General features: G+C 68.5%; 18 protein-coding genes. 5 read left to right on the top strand and 13 right to left on the bottom strand.

Features of this window, described 5'->3' with window-relative positions; all coding sequences use genetic code 11:
* Positions 1–42 precede the first annotated feature (42 nt).
* Positions 43–723, top strand: a complete 681-nt coding sequence (locus JS278_RS14815) for a TetR/AcrR family transcriptional regulator (RefSeq protein WP_114045860.1) — start codon at positions 43–45, stop codon at positions 721–723.
* 18 nt (positions 724–741) lie between these two features.
* On the opposite strand, the gene JS278_RS14810 is transcribed toward JS278_RS14815, so the two are convergent.
* From JS278_RS14810 to JS278_RS14770, 9 genes are all read right to left on the bottom strand, one after another.
* A complete protein-coding gene (locus JS278_RS14810) occupies positions 742–1,473 on the bottom strand; it encodes a hypothetical protein (protein ID WP_147243241.1) in 732 nt (243 codons plus the stop codon).
* A gap of 223 nt (positions 1,474–1,696) precedes the next feature.
* The gene (locus JS278_RS14805) at positions 1,697–2,467 is read right to left on the bottom strand and encodes an alpha/beta fold hydrolase (RefSeq protein ID WP_147243240.1); all 771 of its coding nucleotides are present in this window, start codon (positions 2,465–2,467) and stop codon (positions 1,697–1,699) included.
* A gap of 8 nt (positions 2,468–2,475) precedes the next feature.
* Positions 2,476–3,789 carry a M20/M25/M40 family metallo-hydrolase gene (locus JS278_RS14800; protein ID WP_114045857.1) on the bottom strand — a complete coding sequence of 438 codons (1,314 nt, stop codon included), beginning with the start codon at positions 3,787–3,789 and terminating at the stop codon, positions 2,476–2,478.
* Entirely contained in the window at positions 3,786–5,192 is a 1,407-nt protein-coding gene (locus tag JS278_RS14795; RefSeq protein WP_114045856.1) for a M14 family metallopeptidase, read from the bottom strand. Before JS278_RS14795 ends, JS278_RS14800 begins: the two co-directional genes overlap by 4 nt.
* Before the next feature lie 72 nt (positions 5,193–5,264).
* Positions 5,265–5,852 carry a TetR/AcrR family transcriptional regulator gene (locus JS278_RS14790; protein WP_114045855.1) on the bottom strand — a complete coding sequence of 196 codons (588 nt, stop codon included), beginning with the start codon at positions 5,850–5,852 and terminating at the stop codon, positions 5,265–5,267.
* A gap of 802 nt (positions 5,853–6,654) precedes the next feature.
* Positions 6,655–8,016 (bottom strand): hypothetical protein, encoded by a 1,362-nt coding sequence (locus tag JS278_RS14785; RefSeq protein ID WP_114045854.1) that lies wholly within the window; start codon positions 8,014–8,016, stop codon positions 6,655–6,657.
* 140 nt (positions 8,017–8,156) lie between these two features.
* Positions 8,157–8,942 carry a DUF805 domain-containing protein gene (locus JS278_RS14780; protein WP_114045853.1) on the bottom strand — a complete coding sequence of 262 codons (786 nt, stop codon included), beginning with the start codon at positions 8,940–8,942 and terminating at the stop codon, positions 8,157–8,159.
* Positions 8,943–9,099: 157 nt separating this feature from the next.
* On the bottom strand, positions 9,100–10,434 hold the full coding sequence (locus tag JS278_RS14775; protein ID WP_114046374.1) for a xylulokinase: 1,335 nt from the start codon (positions 10,432–10,434) through the stop codon (positions 9,100–9,102).
* A 137-nt stretch (positions 10,435–10,571) separates the two neighbouring features.
* A complete protein-coding gene (locus tag JS278_RS14770) occupies positions 10,572–11,198 on the bottom strand; it encodes a M23 family metallopeptidase (protein WP_114045852.1) in 627 nt (208 codons plus the stop codon).
* A gap of 143 nt (positions 11,199–11,341) precedes the next feature.
* On the opposite strand from JS278_RS14770, the gene JS278_RS14765 reads away from it, so the two are divergent.
* The 3 genes from JS278_RS14765 (at position 11,342) to manA (ending at position 15,165) form a co-directional block, all read left to right on the top strand.
* Positions 11,342–12,151, top strand: coding sequence for a carbon-nitrogen hydrolase family protein (locus tag JS278_RS14765; RefSeq protein WP_114046373.1), 810 nt, complete (start codon positions 11,342–11,344; stop codon positions 12,149–12,151).
* 382 nt (positions 12,152–12,533) lie between these two features.
* Positions 12,534–13,712 carry an MFS transporter gene (locus JS278_RS14760; protein ID WP_114045851.1) on the top strand — a complete coding sequence of 393 codons (1,179 nt, stop codon included), beginning with the start codon at positions 12,534–12,536 and terminating at the stop codon, positions 13,710–13,712.
* A 106-nt stretch (positions 13,713–13,818) separates the two neighbouring features.
* Positions 13,819–15,165, top strand: a complete 1,347-nt coding sequence (gene manA / locus JS278_RS14755) for a mannose-6-phosphate isomerase, class I (RefSeq protein WP_181833757.1) — start codon at positions 13,819–13,821, stop codon at positions 15,163–15,165.
* Between the two features lie 3 nt (positions 15,166–15,168).
* On the opposite strand, the gene JS278_RS14750 is transcribed toward manA, so the two are convergent.
* From JS278_RS14750 to JS278_RS14735, 4 genes are all read right to left on the bottom strand, one after another.
* On the bottom strand, positions 15,169–16,155 hold the full coding sequence (locus JS278_RS14750; RefSeq protein ID WP_114045849.1) for a Gfo/Idh/MocA family protein: 987 nt from the start codon (positions 16,153–16,155) through the stop codon (positions 15,169–15,171).
* A 137-nt stretch (positions 16,156–16,292) separates the two neighbouring features.
* Positions 16,293–17,519, bottom strand: a complete 1,227-nt coding sequence (locus tag JS278_RS14745; RefSeq protein ID WP_342767041.1) for an ATP-binding protein — start codon at positions 17,517–17,519, stop codon at positions 16,293–16,295.
* Between the two features lie 141 nt (positions 17,520–17,660).
* The gene (locus JS278_RS14740) at positions 17,661–18,491 is read right to left on the bottom strand and encodes a phosphoenolpyruvate hydrolase family protein (RefSeq protein ID WP_114045847.1); all 831 of its coding nucleotides are present in this window, start codon (positions 18,489–18,491) and stop codon (positions 17,661–17,663) included.
* A gap of 41 nt (positions 18,492–18,532) precedes the next feature.
* Positions 18,533–19,756, bottom strand: coding sequence for a Tm-1-like ATP-binding domain-containing protein (locus tag JS278_RS14735; RefSeq protein WP_114045846.1), 1,224 nt, complete (start codon positions 19,754–19,756; stop codon positions 18,533–18,535).
* A 109-nt stretch (positions 19,757–19,865) separates the two neighbouring features.
* Here JS278_RS14735 and JS278_RS14730 point away from each other — a divergent pair, with 109 nt between their 5' ends.
* Positions 19,866–21,230, top strand: coding sequence for an aminotransferase-like domain-containing protein (locus JS278_RS14730; protein WP_342767028.1), 1,365 nt, complete (start codon positions 19,866–19,868; stop codon positions 21,228–21,230).
* Positions 21,231–21,261 lie beyond the last annotated feature (31 nt).

The following is a 21,261-nucleotide window of genomic DNA, read 5'->3' as shown; positions in this document are numbered from 1 at the left end:
AGCACTGCTCACTAATCGCTTCCGACGTGCCACACTGAGGACATGCCCCGTGTTCACCGGACCCACGCACAGGCACGCGCCGAGATGACTGAGGGGATCCTGCGCGCAGGGCGCGCCCAACTCGCCGAGCGCGGCGCCGACAAGCTCTCTCTGCGCGAGATCGCCCGCGAACTCGGGGTGGCGTCCTCGGCGGTCTACCGGTATGTCAGCAGCCGCGACGAGCTGCTGACCATCCTGCTCATCGACTCGTTCACCGATCTGGCCAATACCGTCGACGCCGCGCTCGACGGCTCCGAGTCGTCGCCGGCAGGACAGCTTCGCACCCTCGCCGAATCCATGAGGGCCTGGGCGCTCGAGCATCCGGCGCAGTGGGCGCTGCTGTACGGGTCCCCGGTGGCCGGATACTCCGCCCCCGAGACCACGGTGTCGTCGGGGATTCGCGTGATGCGTCGAGTCGCCGAGATCCTGGCACAGGGATCCCGATCGGCCTCGGCATCCGGGCTCTCAGCTGGATACGAAAAGGCTCTGCGGGACGCGATCGAGGAGACCGATCTCGACATGGATCCCTCGACGCTCGCCGAGGCACTGGTGGCGTGGATGTCGCTCGTCGGCGTCATCAGCGGGGAGGTCTTCGGCCAGCTCGGTGCGGCGCTGGCCGCCTTCGGCCAGGAGAGCCTGGATCAAGAGTTGCGCAGCATCTGCCAGCGATTCGCGCTGAGCTGACGTCGACGAGCGTCAGCCTCAGACGTCGAACGGGCCGGTCTCGGCGAACTGCTGCCACCGGCGTCGGCCCACCCACAGCGCGATCAGTGCGGCGATGATGAACAGGACGCCTGCGAGCACCGAGACGCTGAGTGTGCCGGCAGTCGACGGGGATCCGACGGGAACCGGGATGGCGTAGGTGACCAGAGAACGGCCGACTGTGACCCCGACCGCCGCCCACACCGATCGAAACACGATGGCAAAGGCGACGATGGCCAGGCCCACGCCGATCTCGGCCGGAAGGCTCGGCAGCCACGCGGCGAGCTGCATGCTGTACATCCCCTGACCCGGCCTGGGGGTGAAACCCACCAGGCTGGGAACCACCGCGACCACCACGACCGCAATCAGCGGACGCGCCGATATGCTGCGCAGGAGGTATCCGCACCACAAGGTATTGCCTCCGATGCCGATCAGGATGGACACCAGAGCCGCGTATGCGAATCCTGAAATGATTTGTGATGCCGGTGCGCCGGAGTAGATCCATTCGAGCTCGATCCCGGACAGGAATCCGAGGCCGTGGCCGATGAGAATGGCGAGCGCGCTCGCCGCCAGGGCGACGACCAGGCCGATCAGAGCGCCGATGAGCCCGCGGCGCCACCCGCTGTTCAGGCCCAGGTTGCGGATGCCGCGATGGTCGACGAAGCGGACCAGCAGCCAGGCCGCCAGGACGCCCAGAGCCGCTGTGATGAGGTAGCCGAATGTCTGCAGCACCGTGAGCCAGGTGGTGTCGGAACCGGTGTATGTCGGTCCGGAGATAATCCGTCTGAATAACGCATTGAGTCCACCGCTGATCACGCTGATGATTGCCGCCGACACGACCGTGGCCACGACAGGTACCCAGATGGGACGGTTGTTATCCGGAAGTTGGTGTTCAGATTCGATCCCCGCTTCGTTCCCCATGCCTCGACGTTAGCAACGGCAATACGGGGCACGATCACTGGGTCGCGTCGAACACCTTGTTCAGCGTCTCGGCCGACGGGGCGTGAACCCCGCCGCCGATCTCCTCGAAGCTGGTATCGGGCAGTTGTGCGGCCAGCCGTCGGGCCGCCGAGATCGGGGCGTTGACGTCGTCGGTCCCGTGGATCCAGAACACCGGCACTCGTACCGCGACGGGATCGAGACCCCACTCGCCGAAGACATTCCGGTAGTCGGCGACCATCCCGTCGGCGCCCGGCCTCAGGGCGTCAACCAGGGCGGGATCCTCGGGCACGCCCTCCAGTGTTCCGCTCAGGATCGCGTCGCGCACCTGCCCGACAAGACGCTGCAACTCGACGGGATCATCCACGGCCACCCGCAGCTGCTGGTTCACCGGGATGAGCGTGGTCGCCTCGGCGTCTGTCATGGGCGCGATGCCGGAGAAGATTGACAATCCGGTCACCATCTCCGAGGCCGCCGCCCCGAGAGCCAGGGCGTAGGCCGCCCCCGCCGAACCGGCCACCACGGGAACCGGGCCCCAGCCGCGCCACCAGCACAGGTCCAGGAGGTCCTCCGCGTAGTCGGACAGCGTCATTCCCGGCCGCGCGCTGCTCAGGCCGTAGCCGGGTCGATCGGGCGCGACGAGACGCAGCCCCCGGGCCAGCGCGAAAGGCTCGTACTTGGCGGCGCTCAACCGGCCGCCCGGCGTCCCATGCAGGAACAGGACCGGACGGCCGTCGGCCGCCCCGAACTCCTCCCACGCCATCGTCCGGCCATCGGGAAGGGTCATCGTCCGGGTCACCTGGCGCCTGCGATCCTGCGAAGCATTCCGGCCTCCGCCTCGGCCGCCGCGACCAGCGTCCGCAGCGACACCGACTCGTCTGCGCCATGAGCCGCCGACGACGGATCCTGCACTGCCGTGATCACCGGTTCGATCCCCGGGAAGCGCTCGGTCAACGTCTGGATGAACGGGATCCCACCGCCCACGCCCAGCGTCACGGCGTCCCGCCCGAATGACTCCGACAAGGCATTCAGTGCCAGATCGCTCGCCGAACTCGTGCCGGAATCCGACCATCCCCGCCCGCCGAGCAGCACCTCGACCGACACCTCGGCACCCACCCGATTCTGCGCCTCCAGGCGCGCCCGCAACGCCTCCTCGGCGTCCTTCGGTGACACTGTTGGAGGCAGCCGGAGGCTCACGACAGCCCGGGCCTGCGGGGTCAGCACCATCGACGCCGCATCGGTCCTCGGGGCGTCGATCCCCAGCACGGTGACCGACGGCCGCGTCCACAGGTCGGCGGCCAGCTCATCGGATGCCGACCGCAGATCATCGACCGCACCGGCGGCCACGGCGATCTCCTCGGCGCTCATTGCGGCGCTGGGATCCCTCGGGTCCGGATCGGCCGCGATCCCGGGGATCGCCGCCCTCCCGGCCTCATCGGTGAGGCTGTCGAGCAGGTGCACCAGTACCCCCAGAGCATCGGGCAGGACGCCGCCGTAGATCCCCGAATGCACCGCCCGGGCGGCCGTCCGCACGCCGATCCGCACATTGAGGATGCCGCGCAGAGACGTCGTGATCGCGGGCGCATCGACGCCGGCATTGACCGCGTCGGGGGCCAGGACGACGTCGGCGCGCAGGGTCTGCGCATGGGCGTTGATGATGGCGCCCAGAGTGGGGGAGGCCACCTCCTCCTCGCCCTCGACGAGCACCGCCACCGAGACCGGAAGATCCTCGCCCAGCAGACGCAGCGCCTCCAGATGCACCGCCACCCCGGCCTTGTCATCGGCGGCTCCACGGCCATAGGCACGTGTGCCGTCGATTGTGAGCTCGAAGGGGTCGGTGCGCCAGTCATCGGCCACCGGCTGGACGTCGTGATGGGCGTACAGCAGCACGGTCGGTGCACCGGCTGGGCCCTCACGGCGCCCGATCACCGCCGGGGCACCACCGGCGGAGACCACCTGCGTCTCCACCCCGACCTCGCGGAACAGGGCCGAGACCTTCTCGGCGGAGGCGATGACGTCGCCGGCCCGGGACGGATCGGCGCTCACCGACGGGATCGCCACGAGCCCGCGGAGATCGGCCAGCATCCGGTCCAGATCCGCGGTGCTCACTGCTCGGCCTCCAGATTCTCGATCGCCGCGACGCCGGCCGCGATCTGAATGCCGGACACGACGTCCACCCCGTGGAATCGGTAGTGGTAGCCCTCCAGGAGCGCCTCGAAGGCGTCGAACCTTCCCTGAACCTCGCCGACAACGCCGTCCGGAGCGTCGTTGCCGCGCAGCGCTCCCAGCAGCATGCCGAGCGATCGCAGCGGGACGCTCAGACTCAGCATGAGCCGCCAGCGCCGTACGTCCTCCTCGGTCGCCGGGTTCGGGCCGTCGGGGGAGCCGGCCAGCGCCGTGAGCATCGCCGACAGCCCTGCCAGCATGCCGATGGAGTCGCGGACCGAGCGCGCCCGGGCGTCGGAGGAGGGCAGAATGGCCGCGTTCTGCTCGCAGAAGGCGGTGAGCCAGTCGGCGATCTCGCCCAGGCGGTCCGCGGCCTCGGTGGAGACGTCGGCCAGGGTTTGCCCGGGCTCGGGCAGGGCGTCGATCGGCGACCACAGGGGGACCTCGGTGACGAGCGATACGGCGCCGTAGCGCAGCGACCAGGTCATCGCCGACTCGCCCATGACAAGGATGTTCAGCGGGTGGTCGGATGTCAGGTCGAAGAGCGGGCCGTACATGTCCGCGATGCTCGGCAGGCCGAAGACTCCGGGGGCGACGGGCTGCTCGCCGGGCGCGTCGATGGGGGCGGGCTCAGCGGGGATGGTGAAGGCGCCCGGGAGGGTGGAGAGTGCTCCGGCGAGCGTCTTGGTGCCGCCGATCTGGTGGATGTACATGCCGCCGACCTCGGCGTTGTGCAGGGACATCACGATCTGCGGGCGGCTGAGGTCGAGGGCCTTGCGCAGGGCGTCGCCCTCGGGGAGCTGCGACTCGCGGCGGAATGTCGTGTCCCCGGCCTCGAGCTCGAAGGGCATGTCCCAGTCGCAGAACTCGCTGCGGGCGGGGCGGTAGAGGTTCTCGTAGTAGCTGCGCAGGCCGCCCGCGTAGCTGGGGAACCAGTGCTCGTTGGCGACATGGGAGTCCGGGTCGACGCAGACCATGAGGTCGAACCCGATGGTGTCGAGGTACTGCGGGTGGGCGGCCAGGGCCTCGGCCAGGGAGACGACGGTGGAGACGCCGACCGGCTCGTTGGCGTGGGGGCCGGCGTACCAGAAGGTGCGCCGGGAGGTCTCGCCGAAGCGGTAGAGGTGCAGCGGCCGGTGCTCGCGGGACTCGCCCACGGTCACGATCTGTGCGCCGGCCTTCCGGGCGGCCGCCTGGACGCGGGCCTCGGCGTCGGTCGATGTCAGGAAGCGGTTGACGATGGGGGCGGTGAACAGTCCCCGCCATCGCTGGGGGAGGGCGTCGTGCAGCAGCTGGGTGGCGGGGGTGTCGTTCGCCTCGACGGGGAACGGGTGCTCCTGGATCATCGGACGCTCCGATCTAAACGAGAAGTCTCTCGTTTTATTGAACGTCGGATGGATCAGAGGCACAAGGGGGTATCAGTCCTTGGACGGATCGGGGGCCTCGAGGAGGGCCAGGAACCGGTCGACCGACTCGATCGCATGGTCGGGGACGCCCTGGCCCAGCGAGACGAGGTAACTCCAGCCGGCGACCAGGGCGGTGAGGCCGTCGGTGGCAATGCCAGAGTTGTCGGGGTCGGTGGTCGGGCTCACGAGGCGAGCGAGGGTGGCCTCGATGGCGTCGTGGAGAGTCGATGAGGAGAGAGTGTCGGCCGGGCGCCGGTGTGTGCGGGCGACCAGGCCGAGCTCGACGTCGAGCCGGGCCGAGCGGTATCCGTCGGGAGTCTGCAGGAATGCGATGAGGTCGCGGAGGCGTGCCCGCAGCTCCGGCAGGGAGTCGGCGTCGAGCCACTGCTGGCGGGCCTGGAAGGCGCGGGTGACGAGGACGTCGAGGAGGTCCTCCTTGGAGGGGAAGTAGGCGTACAGGTTTCCCATGCTGACGCCGGCCCGGCGGCACACCGCGGTGGTGGAGAACCCTGCGACGCCGTTGTCGACGAGCACCTCCTCGGCCGCGGTGGCGATGTGCTCGCGCCTGGCCGCCAGATGCTCGCTGCTCCTCTTCGGCATGCGGTCTCCTCCTCCACGTGTCCTCGATCTGGAGCGTATCGGGGCCCGTGGGTGGGGGTGGGGAGATCGGTGGGGGTGGGAGATCGGGATCAGCCACGGTGTGAAGTTCTATGCCTCCGAATGTTGCTGATAGTGCCTTGGGTCATCAAGAACAGTAATGGGATGCACGGCACAATGAGCATGGCTGAGACCGATACTTCTATGGTCCAAAGGGGGATGGTCGTACCTTCAGCTGTGAAAATTATCGTTCCAAAGATTCCGAATGACCATCCAAAGACTGAAACAGACTTTCCTACCCCGTCGATTCGCTGTGCCCAATTCTCGGTTCTATTATGAGTCGCGGCTTGCATGAACTGCCCGACTCCGGCGAATACGAGTCCTCCGATTATGTATGCAGTGAGTGTCGAGCGGAGAAGCTCTTCTGATGCTTTTTGATCAAGGAGCCTGATTGAGGACACGTGTGACACTGCCCAACCCAGGACGTAAGCGGTGGTCGCCAGGAAGAGCCAAGGATGATCACGGATCGTGTGCCACCACGAACTCGCCCGAGTCTTGTTTCTGATGAATCTCGCGAAGCTTGGCCACGGGGCCGTCACTATGAATCCAATAGAGATGACGAGTAGGAATGCAAGAACGCGCTGATGGAACACGATTTTGGTGATGGCCTCTTCTGTATCGGGCAACTAACTATTGGCCCACTGAAAGTCACGTTCGTGGTGGAATCTGATGGTTGCTGAGGTGGAGGAGACGGGGGGCTACTGTATCGGCTGGTCCTCGCACCATCAGACGTTCTCGTGTTGGCTCAGATAGTGACGGCACCGCTGAAGACGAGGTCGACTCTCTTGACGGTGCGAGATTCGGTGCGCGGGCGATCGGTCCCAAGCCGGTTGGGCTCCTTGTCGGGCAGGCCCACAGTGCGGCCCCGGGTGACCTGCCAGCGCCTGCCGGTGCGGTTGGTCCACTCGTAGACGCCCGGCTCGGGCTGGTCGACTTTCCAGAGTCCGGCGGTCTTGGCGCGGTGTTCCCTCCGGGCCAGCGGCCCGAGGTTGGAGACGCGGGTCTGACCGGGCGGTGCCGGGGAACCCGGCGTCGACCGCCGGTAGGCCACGGTGTGATCCAGATCGGCGCTGCGGGACCTGGCTGTCGAGAAGGGGAAGACCGAGCAGTCCTCCCGGATCACCAGCTGACGCCGGAGGCGGTCGGGGATCTCGTAGGCGTCCACCGCGGGGTCACCGGCCAGGTCGGTGACCGGCAGCACGCGGATGCGGTGGTGGCCGAGAAGATGGGCCAGCTGGTCGACCAGCACCGGGCCGACGTCTCCGCACCGGGCGAGGACCCTGGCCACATTCGCGTCATCGGTGGCTGTTGTGTCGAGGGCTTCGGCGGCGATATGGACGACGACGTCGGCCAGAGGAAGGGCTGGTGACGGGTTGGGTGCGGTGGCGTCGGGGAGCGGGGGTGTGGCCAGCATCTCCAGTGCCCGGGCCCGCAACACTGGCAGCGGATCCTGGGCGCCCTCGAGGATCATCTGGTCGACGATCATGTCGAGCGAGGCACCCAGCGTGAGCGCTGCGGCGGTGTCCATCCGGGCGGTGAGCACCGAGGTGGAGTCTCCCAGATGGCGGATCGACACGAACCGGTCGCGCCGGGCGGTCTCGGCCCGCCGTCTGGCCAGGTCGGCGTCGACGCGCACGACGAGGCCCGCCAGGCGGCGTCGGATCCGCGGCCAGGGCACGGCACCCCACACCGACTCAAGCTTCCCGTCGACCCACAACGCGGCGTCACGAGAGAGGTCCTGGCAGGCCAGGGCGACCTTGCAGGCCTGCCACGCCTCCACCCGCAGTCCGTCGACCGCGGCCCACAACTTTGGATGACGGGAGCGCAGGTTGGCGACGTCATGGATCAGGCTCCAGGCCGCCGGCTCACTCAGACCCAGCAGCGCGCCCATCTCCAGGGCCACGAACTCGCCGATGGAGCCGGCACCGGCGGCCCCTGCCGAGACCACCCGTTCGGCGGCGGGAGAATCCACCAAGGGTTGGGGTGCGGGGTAGGTGTCGATCATCTCGGCCACCGCCAGCAGCCGGTCGGCCTGGGCGCGACGCACTGCGGTATCGGCGTCGACCAGTCGGTCGCCCGCCGCCCTGAACCGCGTCATCGCCTCCATGGATCAAGCCAACCAGCCGGGTCTGACAGTTCCTGGCGACAGAACCCCCAAAATCCCAGAATGTGGACACCTGGTTCTGGGAGATTTGTCGACACGGCGACGAGTCCCCGTCTGGCCCCGCGACGGGCAGCGCTGACCCCTCAGTTCCCGGCGGGGAGTCTCCCGGTGTCGAATCGCTGCCAAGCGCTCGGGCTCGACGGCAGAAGAAGAAAGATCACCAGGACCACGGCTCCGATGTAGGGGATCCACGACAGGAAGAAGGTCCCTCCGGACTTGCCACTGTCGTGGAGGCGTCGCCAGGTGATTGCGAGGTTCGGAATAAGGGTCCCAACCATGAAAGTGAAAAGAAGCAGGGCCAGAAGCGCGCCCTTGGTGGCTGTGCCGTCGTCCATGTCCGCGAGGCGGGCGCCGTAGAACATGCCGGCGCCCGTGACCGCGTAGTACACCAAGTCAAGTGCAAGGATGACGAGGGTGGTGAAGAGCACCGAGAACCAGTACTCCGACCTGGAGGCCCGCCCGCTGAAGACGGAGTAGTTCTTGAAGAAGAGCTTGATCGCCCTCCCGAATGACACCGAGGACCGGGGGCGTCCCGCAGCGGGTGCCATCAGGCGGTACACCGGCGGCTGACCGGGCGCCTGGCCGTAGCCGCTCGTCGGATTGATGGGGAACGGAGTCGGATAGTACGGATCCGAGGCGGGTCCTGCGCTCGGCGGGGCAGGCGAGTCTTGCGGGAACTGGGCGTACGGAGAGGACTGCAGGCCGACCGGTGGCTGCTGGGAGTAGGGGGCCGGCTGCGGTTGCCAGGTCTGGCTGTTCTGGACGTCGGGGCTCTGGGGAGGCGTCCCCCAGGGCCGGCCGTCGGGGCGAAGGGTCGCATCCGGATCCTGGAACTGAGGGTCGTAGTACCTCCACTGCTCATTCGACATGTGCGTTCGCTGACTCCTTCTCCCCGAGGTGGCCTGGCTGTCAGAGACGACCGCCGTCTGAACGCCATCGACCGGATGATTCGGCGTGACCGTATCGCAACCGACCCCCCACTTTCTGCGTTGCGCCGGGGAGAGGCCCCGACCTGCGTCCGAGCGACTACTTCGCGATCACCCGGGCGGCCTGTTTGGCGGCTCCGATGGCCACGTACTCGCTGGTCTCGGGGAGCGTCACCTCGGCGTCAAGATGCTCGGCGGCCAGTTCCTGCACGGCTTTCGACTGCGCTCCACCGCCGACCAGCAGTGCCTTCTCGACGGGCACACCGAGGTTCCGTACAGCGTCCAGAGCCCCGCGCATGAGGTCCAGCAGGCCCTCGACGGCCGCCCGCGCCATGTGTGCGCGGTCGGAGTTCGCCAGGGTCATGCCGGTGATCGACGCCGTGGCGTCGGGCAGGTTCGGGGTCCGTTCCCCCTCGAAGTACGGCGTCAGCGTCAGTCCGCCGGCATCGGGCACTGACAGGGCCAGCTCGTTGAGCTCGGCGTAGTCGGCGCCGATGACCGATCCGATGGCGTCGATGATCCGCGACGCATTGAGGGTGCAGGCCAGTGGCAGCCAGCGGCCGGTGGCGTCCGAGAAGCCCGTGACAAGGCCTGACGGGTCGGCCACCGAGCTCTCGGAGACGGCGGCCGCCACACCGGAGGTGCCGATGGAGATGAGTGCCCTGCCAGGCGCCAGGTCGACGCCGAGGGCCGAGCCGGCGTTGTCGCCGCAGCCGGGGCCGAGCACGATCTCTCCCCAGCCGCGGGCGGCGTCTCCGTGGCCGGCGACCTGCCAGGGCTCCAGGATCTGCGGCAGGATGATCTGCTGCGCGGCGTCCTCGGTGATGTGCAGCGCACGGGCGAGGATGTCGTAGCGGTAGACCGGCTCCTGGCGGTCCATGTACCCGGTGCCCGAGGCGTCGGAGCGGTCGGTGACCAGATCGTGAAGGTCCGTCGAGCCGGAGATCCGCCAGGTCAGCCAGTCGTGGGGCAGGCAGATCGCGGCGATGCGCGACGCGTTGTCAGGCTCATGATCGGCCAGCCAGCGCAGCTTCGTGACCGTCAGCGACGCCACCGGCACCGACCCGGTCGCATCGGCCCACCACGCCGCTCCCAGCTCGTCGACGAGGTCGGCGGCGGCCTGCCCGGACCGGGTGTCGTTCCACAGCAGGGCCGGGCGGATGACAGTCCCGTCGGCATCCAGACAGACCATGCCGTGCTGCTGACCGCCCACAGACAGGGCGGCGACGTCGTCCAGCCCGCCGGCGTCATCGACCGCCTCGAGGAATCCCTGCCACCAGTACTCGGGATTGATCTGCGTGCCGACGGGGTGCGTGCCGCGTCCCTGGCGGACGATCTGCTCGGTGGTGGGGTCGAGGATCGCCACCTTGCAGGACTGGGTGGAGGTGTCCACCCCCGCCACGTAGGGCCGCTGCCGATCTGTCTGTGTGCTCACGTCCACTCCATCTCCAGTGATCGCCGGTGGTTCCTCGCACGTGCGTCAGGACGCGCACGTCCTTCCTGGCCATCCTGCCGCGCGGACTTCCTCGTCACCTCGAAGCGTCTGGGGATTCCCGCGTGGCCGGCGGTCCACTACCGGCAGTCAACGATCTCGCGGTTGTGGGGCAGTGATCCCTTGAAGGTCATCGGGACCGGGCGGGCCGTCCGCGGATCGGGACCGTCCATCGCCTGAATATGCACGTGCGGCTCGGTGCTGTTGCCGGTGTTTCCGCAGCGGCCGATCCGCTCGCCGGAGCGGAGCTGTTGGCCGATCTCGACCTCGATGCTGCCGTGACGCAGGTGGCACAGGGCCACAATCGCTCCACCGCCGGGCCCACCGCAGTCGATCAACACGTGGTTGCCCGCCAGAGCCTTCCACCCCGACGAGATCCGATTCCGCTGGGTCGCCGCGTAGCGGATCGACGGGAGGCCTCGATACGCCGGATGGTCGAAAGCGGCGCCTGAGACGGCCACGACGACGCCGTCGGCCGGAGCCAGGACCGCCCGCCCGAAGCCCGTGAACCGTTCCGGGGGTTCAGGCCGCACCAGAGACCCGAGGGTGACGGGCGCGGTGCGTCCCCTGGCGTCGACCGGCAGGAAGTCGATGGCCAGCGCGGTGGCGAAAAGCTCCGTCCTGTGACTCGGAACCCGGTCGGCGGGGCTGTTGTGGGCGATCCAGCGCCCGGTGAACGGGTATTCGAGGCTGATGGTGGCGGTCATGGAGCCCTCCCCGTGCCTGCAAGTCCGAGGTTGTGTAGGAAAGTGGTTCGTCTACTGACCAGCTTCCTACACACCTTCGGGGTCATAAGGCTGATGGCCATACGGTATGGACACGAGACGAGCACATGAGTCGGGAGGACGAGATGCGGACAGCTCTCATGCAGGTGATCACGGGACGCGACGTCGCCGCGAACCTGGACATCGTCCGGGACCGGACCGCCCGGGCGGCGGACGCCGGGGCCGAACTGGTGATCTTTCCCGAGGCGACGATGCGGGCCTTCGGGCACTCGCTGAAGGGCGTCGCCGAGCCCCTCGACGGTCCCTTCGCCAGCGCTGTGCAGGAGATCGCCGCCCGGCACGGCGCCACCATCGCCCTGGGCATCTTCACCCCCGGCGATGGTGGCCGGGTTCGCAACACCCTGCTGGTCGCGGGCCCCGACGGCATCCTCGCCGCATACGACAAGATCCATCTCTTCGACGCCTTCGGGTTCGCCGAGTCCGACACTGTGACGCCCGGTTCCGAGCCGACGGTCTGCCGGATCGGAGGTGTACCGGTGGGCCTGGCGGTCTGCTACGACGTCCGATTCCCGAACCTCTTCGTCCGCCTGGCTGACGCCGGCGCCAAGGTGATCATCCTGCCCGCATCCTGGGGGGCCGGAACCACCGACGAGCAGCGCGCCGACAAGCTCGACCAGTGGCGTCTGCTCACCCGCGCCCGCGCTCTGGACTCCACCTGCTTCATCGTCGCCGTCGGTCAGGGAGACCCTGCGACCATCGGCCAGGAGCCGTCGGGGGCCCCGACCGGCATCGGCCACAGCATGGCGGTCGCCCCGGACGGGTGGGTGCTGTGCGAGCTCGGCGACGGCGTGGAGTTCCGGGTGATAGACATCAACCCCGACGGGGTGGTCCCGATCCGGGCCGCGATCCCGGTCCTGGAGAACCGGAGGATCTGAGAGCGCGCGATGCACAGTTGCCTCGCCTGTGCAGATCGACGACACCACCGGCAGCTCCGGTGGAGGGCATGCCATGACGGGTGCGCATATCACTAGCTCGAGCGCCCTTATCGGGAAGTTTCTGTCGTTTTCGGGCCTCGAGCTAGTGATATGCGCACCCGAAACGTAGTGGCGAGGTGGGTGAAGGGGCCGGGAGAGCGCCCAGGGCATGGACCGGTCGCCGATCCACCACTGCGGTGAGGCAGGATCGTGATGTTGTCATCGAGGACGGAGACAGATCACGGCCAGCTCAGACCCCACGGCGTCGCCCCCGGACGGCACCCCCGGGCCCCTGGCGCCCCGCCGTTTCGGCGCACTGCGTCAGAGGGACTCGCGCCGGTACATGGTGACCGCCGGGCTGTCCATGATGGGCGACAACGTCGAACACGTCATCACCTACTGGATGCTGTGGCAGGCCTTCCACTCGCCCGCCCTGGTCGGTTTCGAGGTGGTCAGTCACTGGCTGCCCTTCCTGCTGCTCGGCGTGCCCTTCGGGGCGCTGGCCGAGCGCTACGACTGCCGGCGCCTCATCCAGGTCTCGCAGCTGCTGTTCATGTTCGTCTCCTTCAGCTGGGGCGTCCTGTTTCTCACCGACTCCCTCCAGATGTGGGAGGCCTGCGTCCTGCTCGTGCTGCACGGATGCGCCGGCGCGCTGTGGGGGCCGGCCGAGCAGCTGATGCTCCATGACTTCGCCGAGCCCGAGGATCTGCCCGGCGCCGTTCGCATGAACGCCACCTTCCGCAGTATCGGCGTGCTGTGCGGGCCCGTCGTCGGCTCGGCACTGATGCTGATCCTCGGGCCCACCTACGGCATCTTCGCCAATATCGCGCTGTACCTGCCGATGACCCTCCTGCTGCTGCGCACCCCGCAGACCGGGCATCTGCGCAGCGGGTACTTCATGGATCATCGCCCGGGCCTCCGCGAGACCTTCAGCGTGCTGGGCACCGTCGCCCATGATCGCGTGCTCTTCGGCATGATCATGCTCGCCGGCCTCGGCGCCCTGGCGATCGGCGGTTCCCTGCAGGTCTCGATGCCGGATTTCGCGACCGGAAACCTGTCGGTCGGGTCCCGGGGCCTGGGCTACGGCACACTCTTGTTCGCCGGCGGGGTGGGCGGTGTGCTGGGTGGTTTCCTCCTGGAGGCGACGGGACGGATCCGCCCGACGGTCAGGGTGGTGGTGGTCTCCTCGATCCTGTTCGGGCTGACCACGTTCATCGTGGCCACCACCCACTTCTATGCGATCGCCCTGGTGGCTCTGGCGATCGGCGGGTTCGCCAACCTCGCCTCCAACACGGTGAGCCAGGCCATCGTCCAGCTGCGCGCACCGGTGGCCGAGCGCGGCCGGGTCGTCGGCGTCTACTCGATGTTCGGGTCCGGACTGCGCACCGGTAACGGTCTCACGCTGGCGTTTCTGGGCGCGCTGTGGGGCATTCCGGTGGCCGTCGCGATCGGCGGGGCCTTCCTGGTGGTCGCCACTGCGGCGCTGGCGCTGCTGATGCGCCGCCCGCCGAGGCGGGGCTGAGGGCCCCAGTGCTGATCGTGGGGAGCGTCGATCAGGGATAGGCTGACGGGGTGGCCCGACCTGAGGCATGGGCGTTCGCAACGGGAATGATGGAGAGCTGTCCAGAATGACGGGACTGTCGGGCAGGGGCCCGCTGATCGAGCTGATGAACGCCCCGATGCGCTACGCCTGGGGCGGCCACGGGCAGATCCGCGCCCTACTGGGAACCGGCGGTGCGCTCATCGAGCCCGACGGGCCCGGGGCGTTGGAGGCCGAGCTGTGGTTCGGAGCGCATCCGGCCGGCCCCACCCGCGTCGCCCAGCCCGATCTGATCGGCGGGGCGGCGAATCTGGCCGAGTGGATCGACGCCGACCCGGGTTCGGCTCTCGGGGAGCTGAGCGACGGCATCCGCGGGGAGGGCGCCCGGTTGCCCTACATCATGAAGGTCCTCTCGGCCCGCGAGCCGCTGTCGCTGCAGGCCCACCCGACTCTTGACGAGGCGCGCGAAGGGTTCGCCCGTGAGAACGCCGCCGGCATCGCCCTGGACGATCCGCAGCGCAACTTCAAGGACCCCTGGCACAAGCCCGAGCTCATCCTCGCACTGACGCCGACCATCGAGGCCGTCTGCGGATTCCGTGATCTCGCCGAGGTCCGCGGCCTGGTCGCCGGGATCACCGATCTCCTCGCTCAGGACGGTCATGCCGACGCCGGCTTCTCGGCCTTCGCCGAGATGGTGGCCGGCGTCCATGACGCCGGTAGTCTTCGCGAGCTCGTCGCCTGGATCCTGCGCGACCGCGACCATGACGGCATCCGCGTCCCGGCCCGCGAGGACCCGCAGATCGCCGCGGCCGTCCAGGCGGTCCACGCATGGGCCAACTCACCGGAGGCGGCGGCCGAAGACACCACCAGGCAGGCGCGCAATGTGCGCCGCCTCGAGAAGTTCTTCCCCGGCGACCCCGGCGTCCTGCTGATCCTGCTGCTCAACCACGTGTCGATCCCTCGCGGGCAGGCCGTGTTCGTCCGCGCGGGCACGCTGCACTCCTACATGGAGGGCCTGGGCATCGAGATCATGGCGGCCAGCGACAATGTGCTGCGCGGCGGCATCACGCCCAAGCACATCGACGTCGACGAGCTCCTGAAGGCTCTCGTCTTCGCCCCGGTGCCCGATCCGATCCTGCCCGCCCACCAGCTGGCGGACGGGTCGACGCTGCTGGCCCCCGGCATACCGGATTTCCAGCTGCGGCGGATCACTGCCGACGACGGGGCCGCGAGGCAGGTGGAGGTCGACGGCGCGACGCCGACGATCGCCCTGTGCCTGTCCGGCTCGGCCCGCGTCACCGGACGGCTCACCGGGGGCGAACTGACCGCCGGTCACGCCGTCTACCTGCGACCGGGGGAGGGGGCCGTGACGTTGGAGGGTGCCTTCGACGTCGTGCTGGCCTCCCCTGGCTCCCCGCAGGTGGACGGCATGTGAGGCTCATCGATCGACGCCCGGGTAGCGCACCCCGATCTGCCTCCTGATCTCGTCGAGGGTGCCCATGATCGCGACGGTCTCGTCGATCGGCTCCAACTCGCTGGAGGTCCGGCCCTCGCGCAGGTACTGCTCGGCGGCCAGCGCCTCGTACTGCATGCCGCGGCCGGCGACCGGTGCGTCGTAGGACTCGATGACCTCGCCGTGGCGACCCACCAGCCGGAAGGTGGTGGCGGTGTACCAGACCGGGTCCAGATCGATGCGGGCCTCGGTGCCCAGGATGTGCGCCTCGTTGGGGCCGGCCGTCCGGGCCGAGGAGATGCTCGTGGAGATCGCCCCGTCGGCGTGGGTCATGGTGACGACCACCTCGGTGTCGGCGCCGGTGGAGCCGAGGCGGCCGGTGGCGGTGATCGTCTCAGGTGCCCCGAGGATGTCGTGGGCGAAGGAGACCGGGTAGACGCCGAGATCCAGCAGCGCCCCACCGCCCAGCTCCAGGGAGTTGAGGCGGTGCGTCGGGTCGGTGGGCAGGGCCTGGGTGTGATCGGCGATGACGGCGCGCACCTGGCCGAGCGTCCCGGACCGGATGAGTTCTCTGATCCGGATCATGTTCGGGACGTACCTGGTCCACATGGCCTCCATGAGGAGGAGCTTGTTGGCGGCCGCGAGATCCCGGAGGGCCGCCGCCTGGGGCTGGGTGAGGGTGAAGGCCTTCTCCACAAGGACATGCTTGCCCGCCTCCAGCGCCAGGGCGGCGTGCTCGGCGTGGAAGCCGTGCGGGCTGGCGACGTAGACGATGTCGACGTCTGGGTCGGCGACGAGGGCCTCGTAGGAGCCGTGCGCGGCCGGGATCTCGAACTCGTGGGCGAATGCGTCGGCCGAGGCCTGGGAGCGGGATCCGACGGCGGCGACATCGAGCCCCGCGGTCCGCAGATCGGAGGTGAACATGTGGGCGATGCCGCCGGTGGCCAGGATTCCCCACCTGATGTCGTTCATCCCGCCAGTCTGCCGCACAAGTTCAATGCGTTGCCCGAAGCGCTGTCGAGTTGATGCTGGTCATTCCGCATCAACTCGACAGTGGTTCCCAGGGCACCGTCGATGCTGCCGCTGAGCCCCTCCAGACGCCGGCCCTGCTACGGGCCGAGCAGGGCCAGCGGTACGACTGCAATCCCGTCCTCACGTCGATACGCATAGGGCCCGGTGTTGAGGACCACCGCGTCGGTCAGGAGCGGGCCGACCTGCCCCCTGAGCCAGTGAAGGTGGCTGACGTCGTCGTCGCTGACCGTGTCTGCGAGCTTCACCTCTATGGCGATGATCCGGCGGTCGTCGGTCTCGACGACGATGTCCACCTCGTGATCGCCGTTCTTGGTGCGCAGGTGGCCGATCGAGGCGTTCATCGCCTCGGCGTAGACCCGAACGGACTGAACTGCCAGCGATTCGAACAGTGCCCCGAGCCAAGTGCCCGTGGACGGTGCGACCACGTGCCCTTCTCCCACCAGAAGACCTTTCGCCCCGACGCCGACGAGGCGCGCGGCCAACGCAGGATCAACGAGATGGTGCTTCGCCGAGTTGGTCAGTCGTTTGAGCGGGGCGAAGACAGGTGTCCATGCTTCGACCGGATCGAGGATGAACAGGCGCGTGAGATGTTCCCTGTACGCATCGACCGTCGCCCGGGCAGGCTTGAGCGGTTCGCCGGCCGTGGCGGCGTTGAGGATCTTCGTGTAGTCGGTGGTCGAGGACGTCGCGGCCGCATAGGCGCGCAGCCATGCCAGAAGAGTGCCCGGTCGCCGGATCGGCATGCCGTTGTCGGGCAGCTCCCTCTCGACTATCCGATCGAGATAGCTGTCGAGGAGTCTGTTGCGAGCCCTCTCGGACGCATCCCTGATACCGGGCAACCCGGACCTGAGAATCTCCGTGACGTAGTCCTTCACACGGAGATGAGTTGATCCGGAGATCGGTGGGTTGCCAGCGTGGAGCGCACGCAATGGGACCGTCGGTTCTTCGAGTCCTCTCTCGGCCAGGGACATCGGTCGCATCGTCATCCTGACGATGCGACCAGCCCCGCTGTGGATTCGGACACCCGGCGCCAGACTCGCCGATCCCGCCAGAAGGAATCGTCCTCCGTCGTACGGGGCGTCGTCCACTGATCGACGCACCCGCTCCCACACCTGAGGTTCGAGCTGCCACTCGTCGATGAACACTGGCGGTTCCAGATCGGCCACCAGGTCGTAGTTCGCGGCTACGCTCGCGCGGCTCCGCGGGTCGCTGAGAGTCAGAATGTTGGCCGCTCGGCGGCTCGCCGTGGCCGTCTTCCCGACTCCCTTGGCGCCCTCGAGGGCGATGGCCGGAAGATCTGCCATCTCTGTGTCGAGGATGTCGTCGAGGATGCGTCGGCGGTACTCCATGATGGGAACCTAGCACCGCAGGGCATTCGAATCAGGCATCTCGACGGAGATCCATCAGGCATCTGGACGTAGGCCTGTTAGGCATCTGGACGAGGGTCAGTCCTTCCGGAAGGTGATGGCCTTGAAGTCCTCGGTCTGCTTCCTGATGCCGGTCTCGGCGGGGAACCGCTCGATCGAGGAGGCGCCGTAGAAGCCGACGATCCCCTCGGTGTGGTCGAGCACGTACTGGGCGTCCTCCGGGTTGGCGATCGGCCCGCCGTGACAGAGGCACAGGATGTCCGGGTTCACCGACTTGGCGGCGTCGGCCAGCTCCTGCACCTTGACCGCGGCCTCCTCGATGGTCAGCGCAGTCTTCGCGCCGATGGTGCCCGATGTCGTCAGGCCCATGTGCGGCACCAGGATGTCGGCTCCGGCCCGTGCCATGTCCTTGGCCTGGTCGGTGTCGAAGACGTACGGCGAGGTGACCAGGTCCAGCTCCCGGGCGGCCCTGATCATGTCGACCTCCAGCCCGTAGCCCATCCCGGTCTCCTCCAGGTTGGCCCGGAAGGTGCCGTCGATCAGGCCGACCGTCGGGAAGTTCTGCACCCCGGCGAAGCCGGCGTCCTTGACCTGCTGGAGGAACCGCGGCATCGACCGGAACGGGTCGGTGCCGTTGACGCCGGCCAGCACAGGCGTGTGCTTGACGACCGGCAGCACTTCGCGCGCCATGTCCATGACGATCTCGTTGGCGTCGCCGTAGGCCAGCAGGCCCGACAGGGACCCGCGCCCGGCCATCCGGAACCGGCCCGAGTTGTAGATCACCAGCAGGTCGATGCCCCCGGCCTCCGCCGATTTCGCGGTGATGCCGGTGCCGGCGCCACCGCCGACGATCGGCGTCCCAGCGGCCACCTGGGCGCGGAACCTGTCGAGAATCTCTTGACGTGACATTGCATCTCTCCTTGTCATTGCGGAAATCAGAATTGCGAAAGTCAGCGGTTGGTGATCTGGCGGTGAAGCGCCTCGGCCATCGCTCGGCCGAAACCGGGATCGTTGACGGCCAGGTCGAGTTCGTTGAGGCCGACATGGCTGCCGGACAGCCCCTCCCGCAGCGCGGCGAACAGGGCCTCGTCGGCCTCGGCGTCGCGGAAGGGCTGGCCGTCGACGTCGATCCCGCTCACCCCGCGCAGCGGCAGGAACAACTGCGCCGGCCCGGCGGCGTCGCGCAGCTTCCTGGCGATCCGGCGCCCGAGCTCGACCATCTCCTCGGGGCTGGTGCGCATCAGGGTGACGGTGGGGTTGTGGACGTACAGGTTCCGGTCGTCGAACTTCGGCGGGACGGTCTCGCGCGGCCCGAAGTTCACCATGTCCAGGGCGCCGACGCTGACCACCTGCGGGAGGCCGCGTGCCCCGGCGGCCTCCATCCGGTGCGGCCCGGCGGTCAGCACCCCGCCGACCAGGTCGTCGGCCAGCTCGGTGGTGGTGAGATCGCACACCCCGGCGAGCAGGTCGGAGTCCACCAGTTTCTCCATCGCCCTCCCACCGGCGCCGGTGGCGTGGAAGACCAGCACCTCGTAGCCCAGGTCGGTGAGCGTCCTGCGCGCCTCGTCGGCCGCCGGCGTCGTGAGACCGAACATCGTCACCCCGACCGGGGGGTTGTGGTCCTGCTCGGGGGCGGCCGGTCGCGCCTCGTAGGCCCTAGCCATGCCCGTGATCGCCGCGCAGGCGTTGCCGAGCACCATGGTGGAGATCGAGTTGATGCCGGCGACGTCGACCACCGAGTACATGATCGCGACGTCGGACTCGCCGACGTAGGGCTGCACATCCCCCGACGCCATGGTGGAGACGAGCAGTTTCGGGAATCCTACCGGCACGGCCTGCATGGCGGGTGCGGCGACCGAGGAGCCGCCGGAGCCGCCGATGGACAGGAATCCGTGGATTCTGCCGGAGCTGGCGAGGTCTGCGACGACGGCTGCTGCACCGCGCCCCATCACCCCCATCATCTCGCCGCGGTCGCGCCGTGCCCTCAGCTGCGCCGCGTCGGCCCCGGCGGCGGCGATCACCTGGTCTGAGGTGACGTCGGCCAAGGGGCTGTCCGAGAAGGAGCCCACGTCGATGAGGACGACGTCGATCCCGTCGCCGGTGAGCCGGTCGCGCAGCCAGCTGAATTCATCCCCCTTCGTGTCGAGAGTTCCCATCAGGGCAACAGTGGTCATGCGCACTCCTTCGTGGTCGTTCACCCCGACGGTAGAAGTGGGCCCTCGCACAGACCGGGCCAATTAGGGAGAAGTGGCCTGATTGGCTCATCTCGGCGATACTCGGGTCATGCCGAAGATGGATGCCGCCGAGCTCAGCCGGATGCTCGGCGACTGGGCCCGGCCCGGAAGGCTGCTGCCCGATGCGCTGGCTGCGGGGCTGCTGGAACTCATCGACGCCGGTTTCGCCCCGGCGGGCAGTGTGCTGCCCGCCCAGCGCGACTGCGCGAAGGCGCTGGGCGTCTCACGCAGCACGGTGGCCTCGGCGTTCGCGGAGCTCGAGGCCCGCGGCTACCTGGCGTCGACGGTCGGATCGGGGACGCGAGTGCGATCGGGGCGGGCGGCGGTCGCGACCAACGGGCGACTGTTCTCCTTCACCCATTCGGCCCCCGGCGTCATCGACCTCTCGACCGGGGCACTGCCCGCCTCCGAGGTGGCCAGACGGGAACTCGCCACCGGCGTCTCGGGACTGGACGACTACCTGGAGACCGACGGCTACTTCCCTGCCGGGCTGCCGGTGCTGCGCCAGGCGATCGCCGACCGGTTGACCCGCGACGGCATCCCCACCGTTCCCCAGCAGATCCTCATCACCAGCGGCGCCCAGCAGGCCACCTACCTGGCGATGCGCACCCTGGTCTCGCCGGGGGACCTGGCCATCGTCGAGGACCCGACCTATCGCGGCGGGTTGGAGGCACTGCGCACTCTCGGGGCCCGGGTCCAGGGAGTGCCGCTCAGGAGCGAGGGGATCGACGTCGACCTGCTCGGCCACGCTCTTGTCCGCAGACCTGCCGTGCTGTACTGCCAGACCGGCATCCACAATCCGACGGGGACGACGATGCCCCGCGGCACTCGGGCCGAGGTGGGGGAGCTGGTGAACGGGGCCGGGACAGCCGTGATCGAGGACTGCTGCTCCTACGACCTGACAAGAGGCCCGGGCGTCGCGCGGACGCTGGCCGGGCACGTCGGCGATGATCTCCTGGTGATGATCGGATCTCTGTCGAAACTGTTCTGGGGTGGGTTGAGGGTCGGTTGGGCGAGGGCCGGGGCGAGCCGGATTCGCCAGATCCTGGAACTGCGCAAGGCTCAGGATCTGGCGACCTCGGTGATGAGCCAGCTGCTGGCGACCCAGCTCCTGCGGCATGCTGTGGAGGCGCGCCGGGAGCGGCGGCAGATGCTGGCGTCACGGCTCGGTAGCACCCAGGAGGTGGTCAGGGAGATCTTCCCGGGGTGGCGGTGGGAGCCGATCCGGGGCGGCACCGGGCTGTGGATCGACACCGGTGGAGACGTCCTGGCCCTGGCCGAGCCGGCGAAACGGGCGAAGGTGAGGCTGGCGCCGGGCCCCAGTTTCTCGCCCCAGGACGGCCAGCGGACGATGCTGAGACTGCCCCTGTGGCACGATCCTCAGATGCTGGCGGAGGCGCTGGGGCGGATCTGACGACATTTTCGCTCCCCAGAAGCCCGGGATC

The sequence above is a fragment of the Acidipropionibacterium virtanenii genome, from assembly GCF_003325455.1.
GTDB classification, from domain to species: domain Bacteria; phylum Actinomycetota; class Actinomycetes; order Propionibacteriales; family Propionibacteriaceae; genus Acidipropionibacterium; species Acidipropionibacterium virtanenii.
The sequence above is the reverse complement of the archived record's forward strand: the minus strand, read 5'-3'. Positions and strand labels throughout refer to the sequence as shown.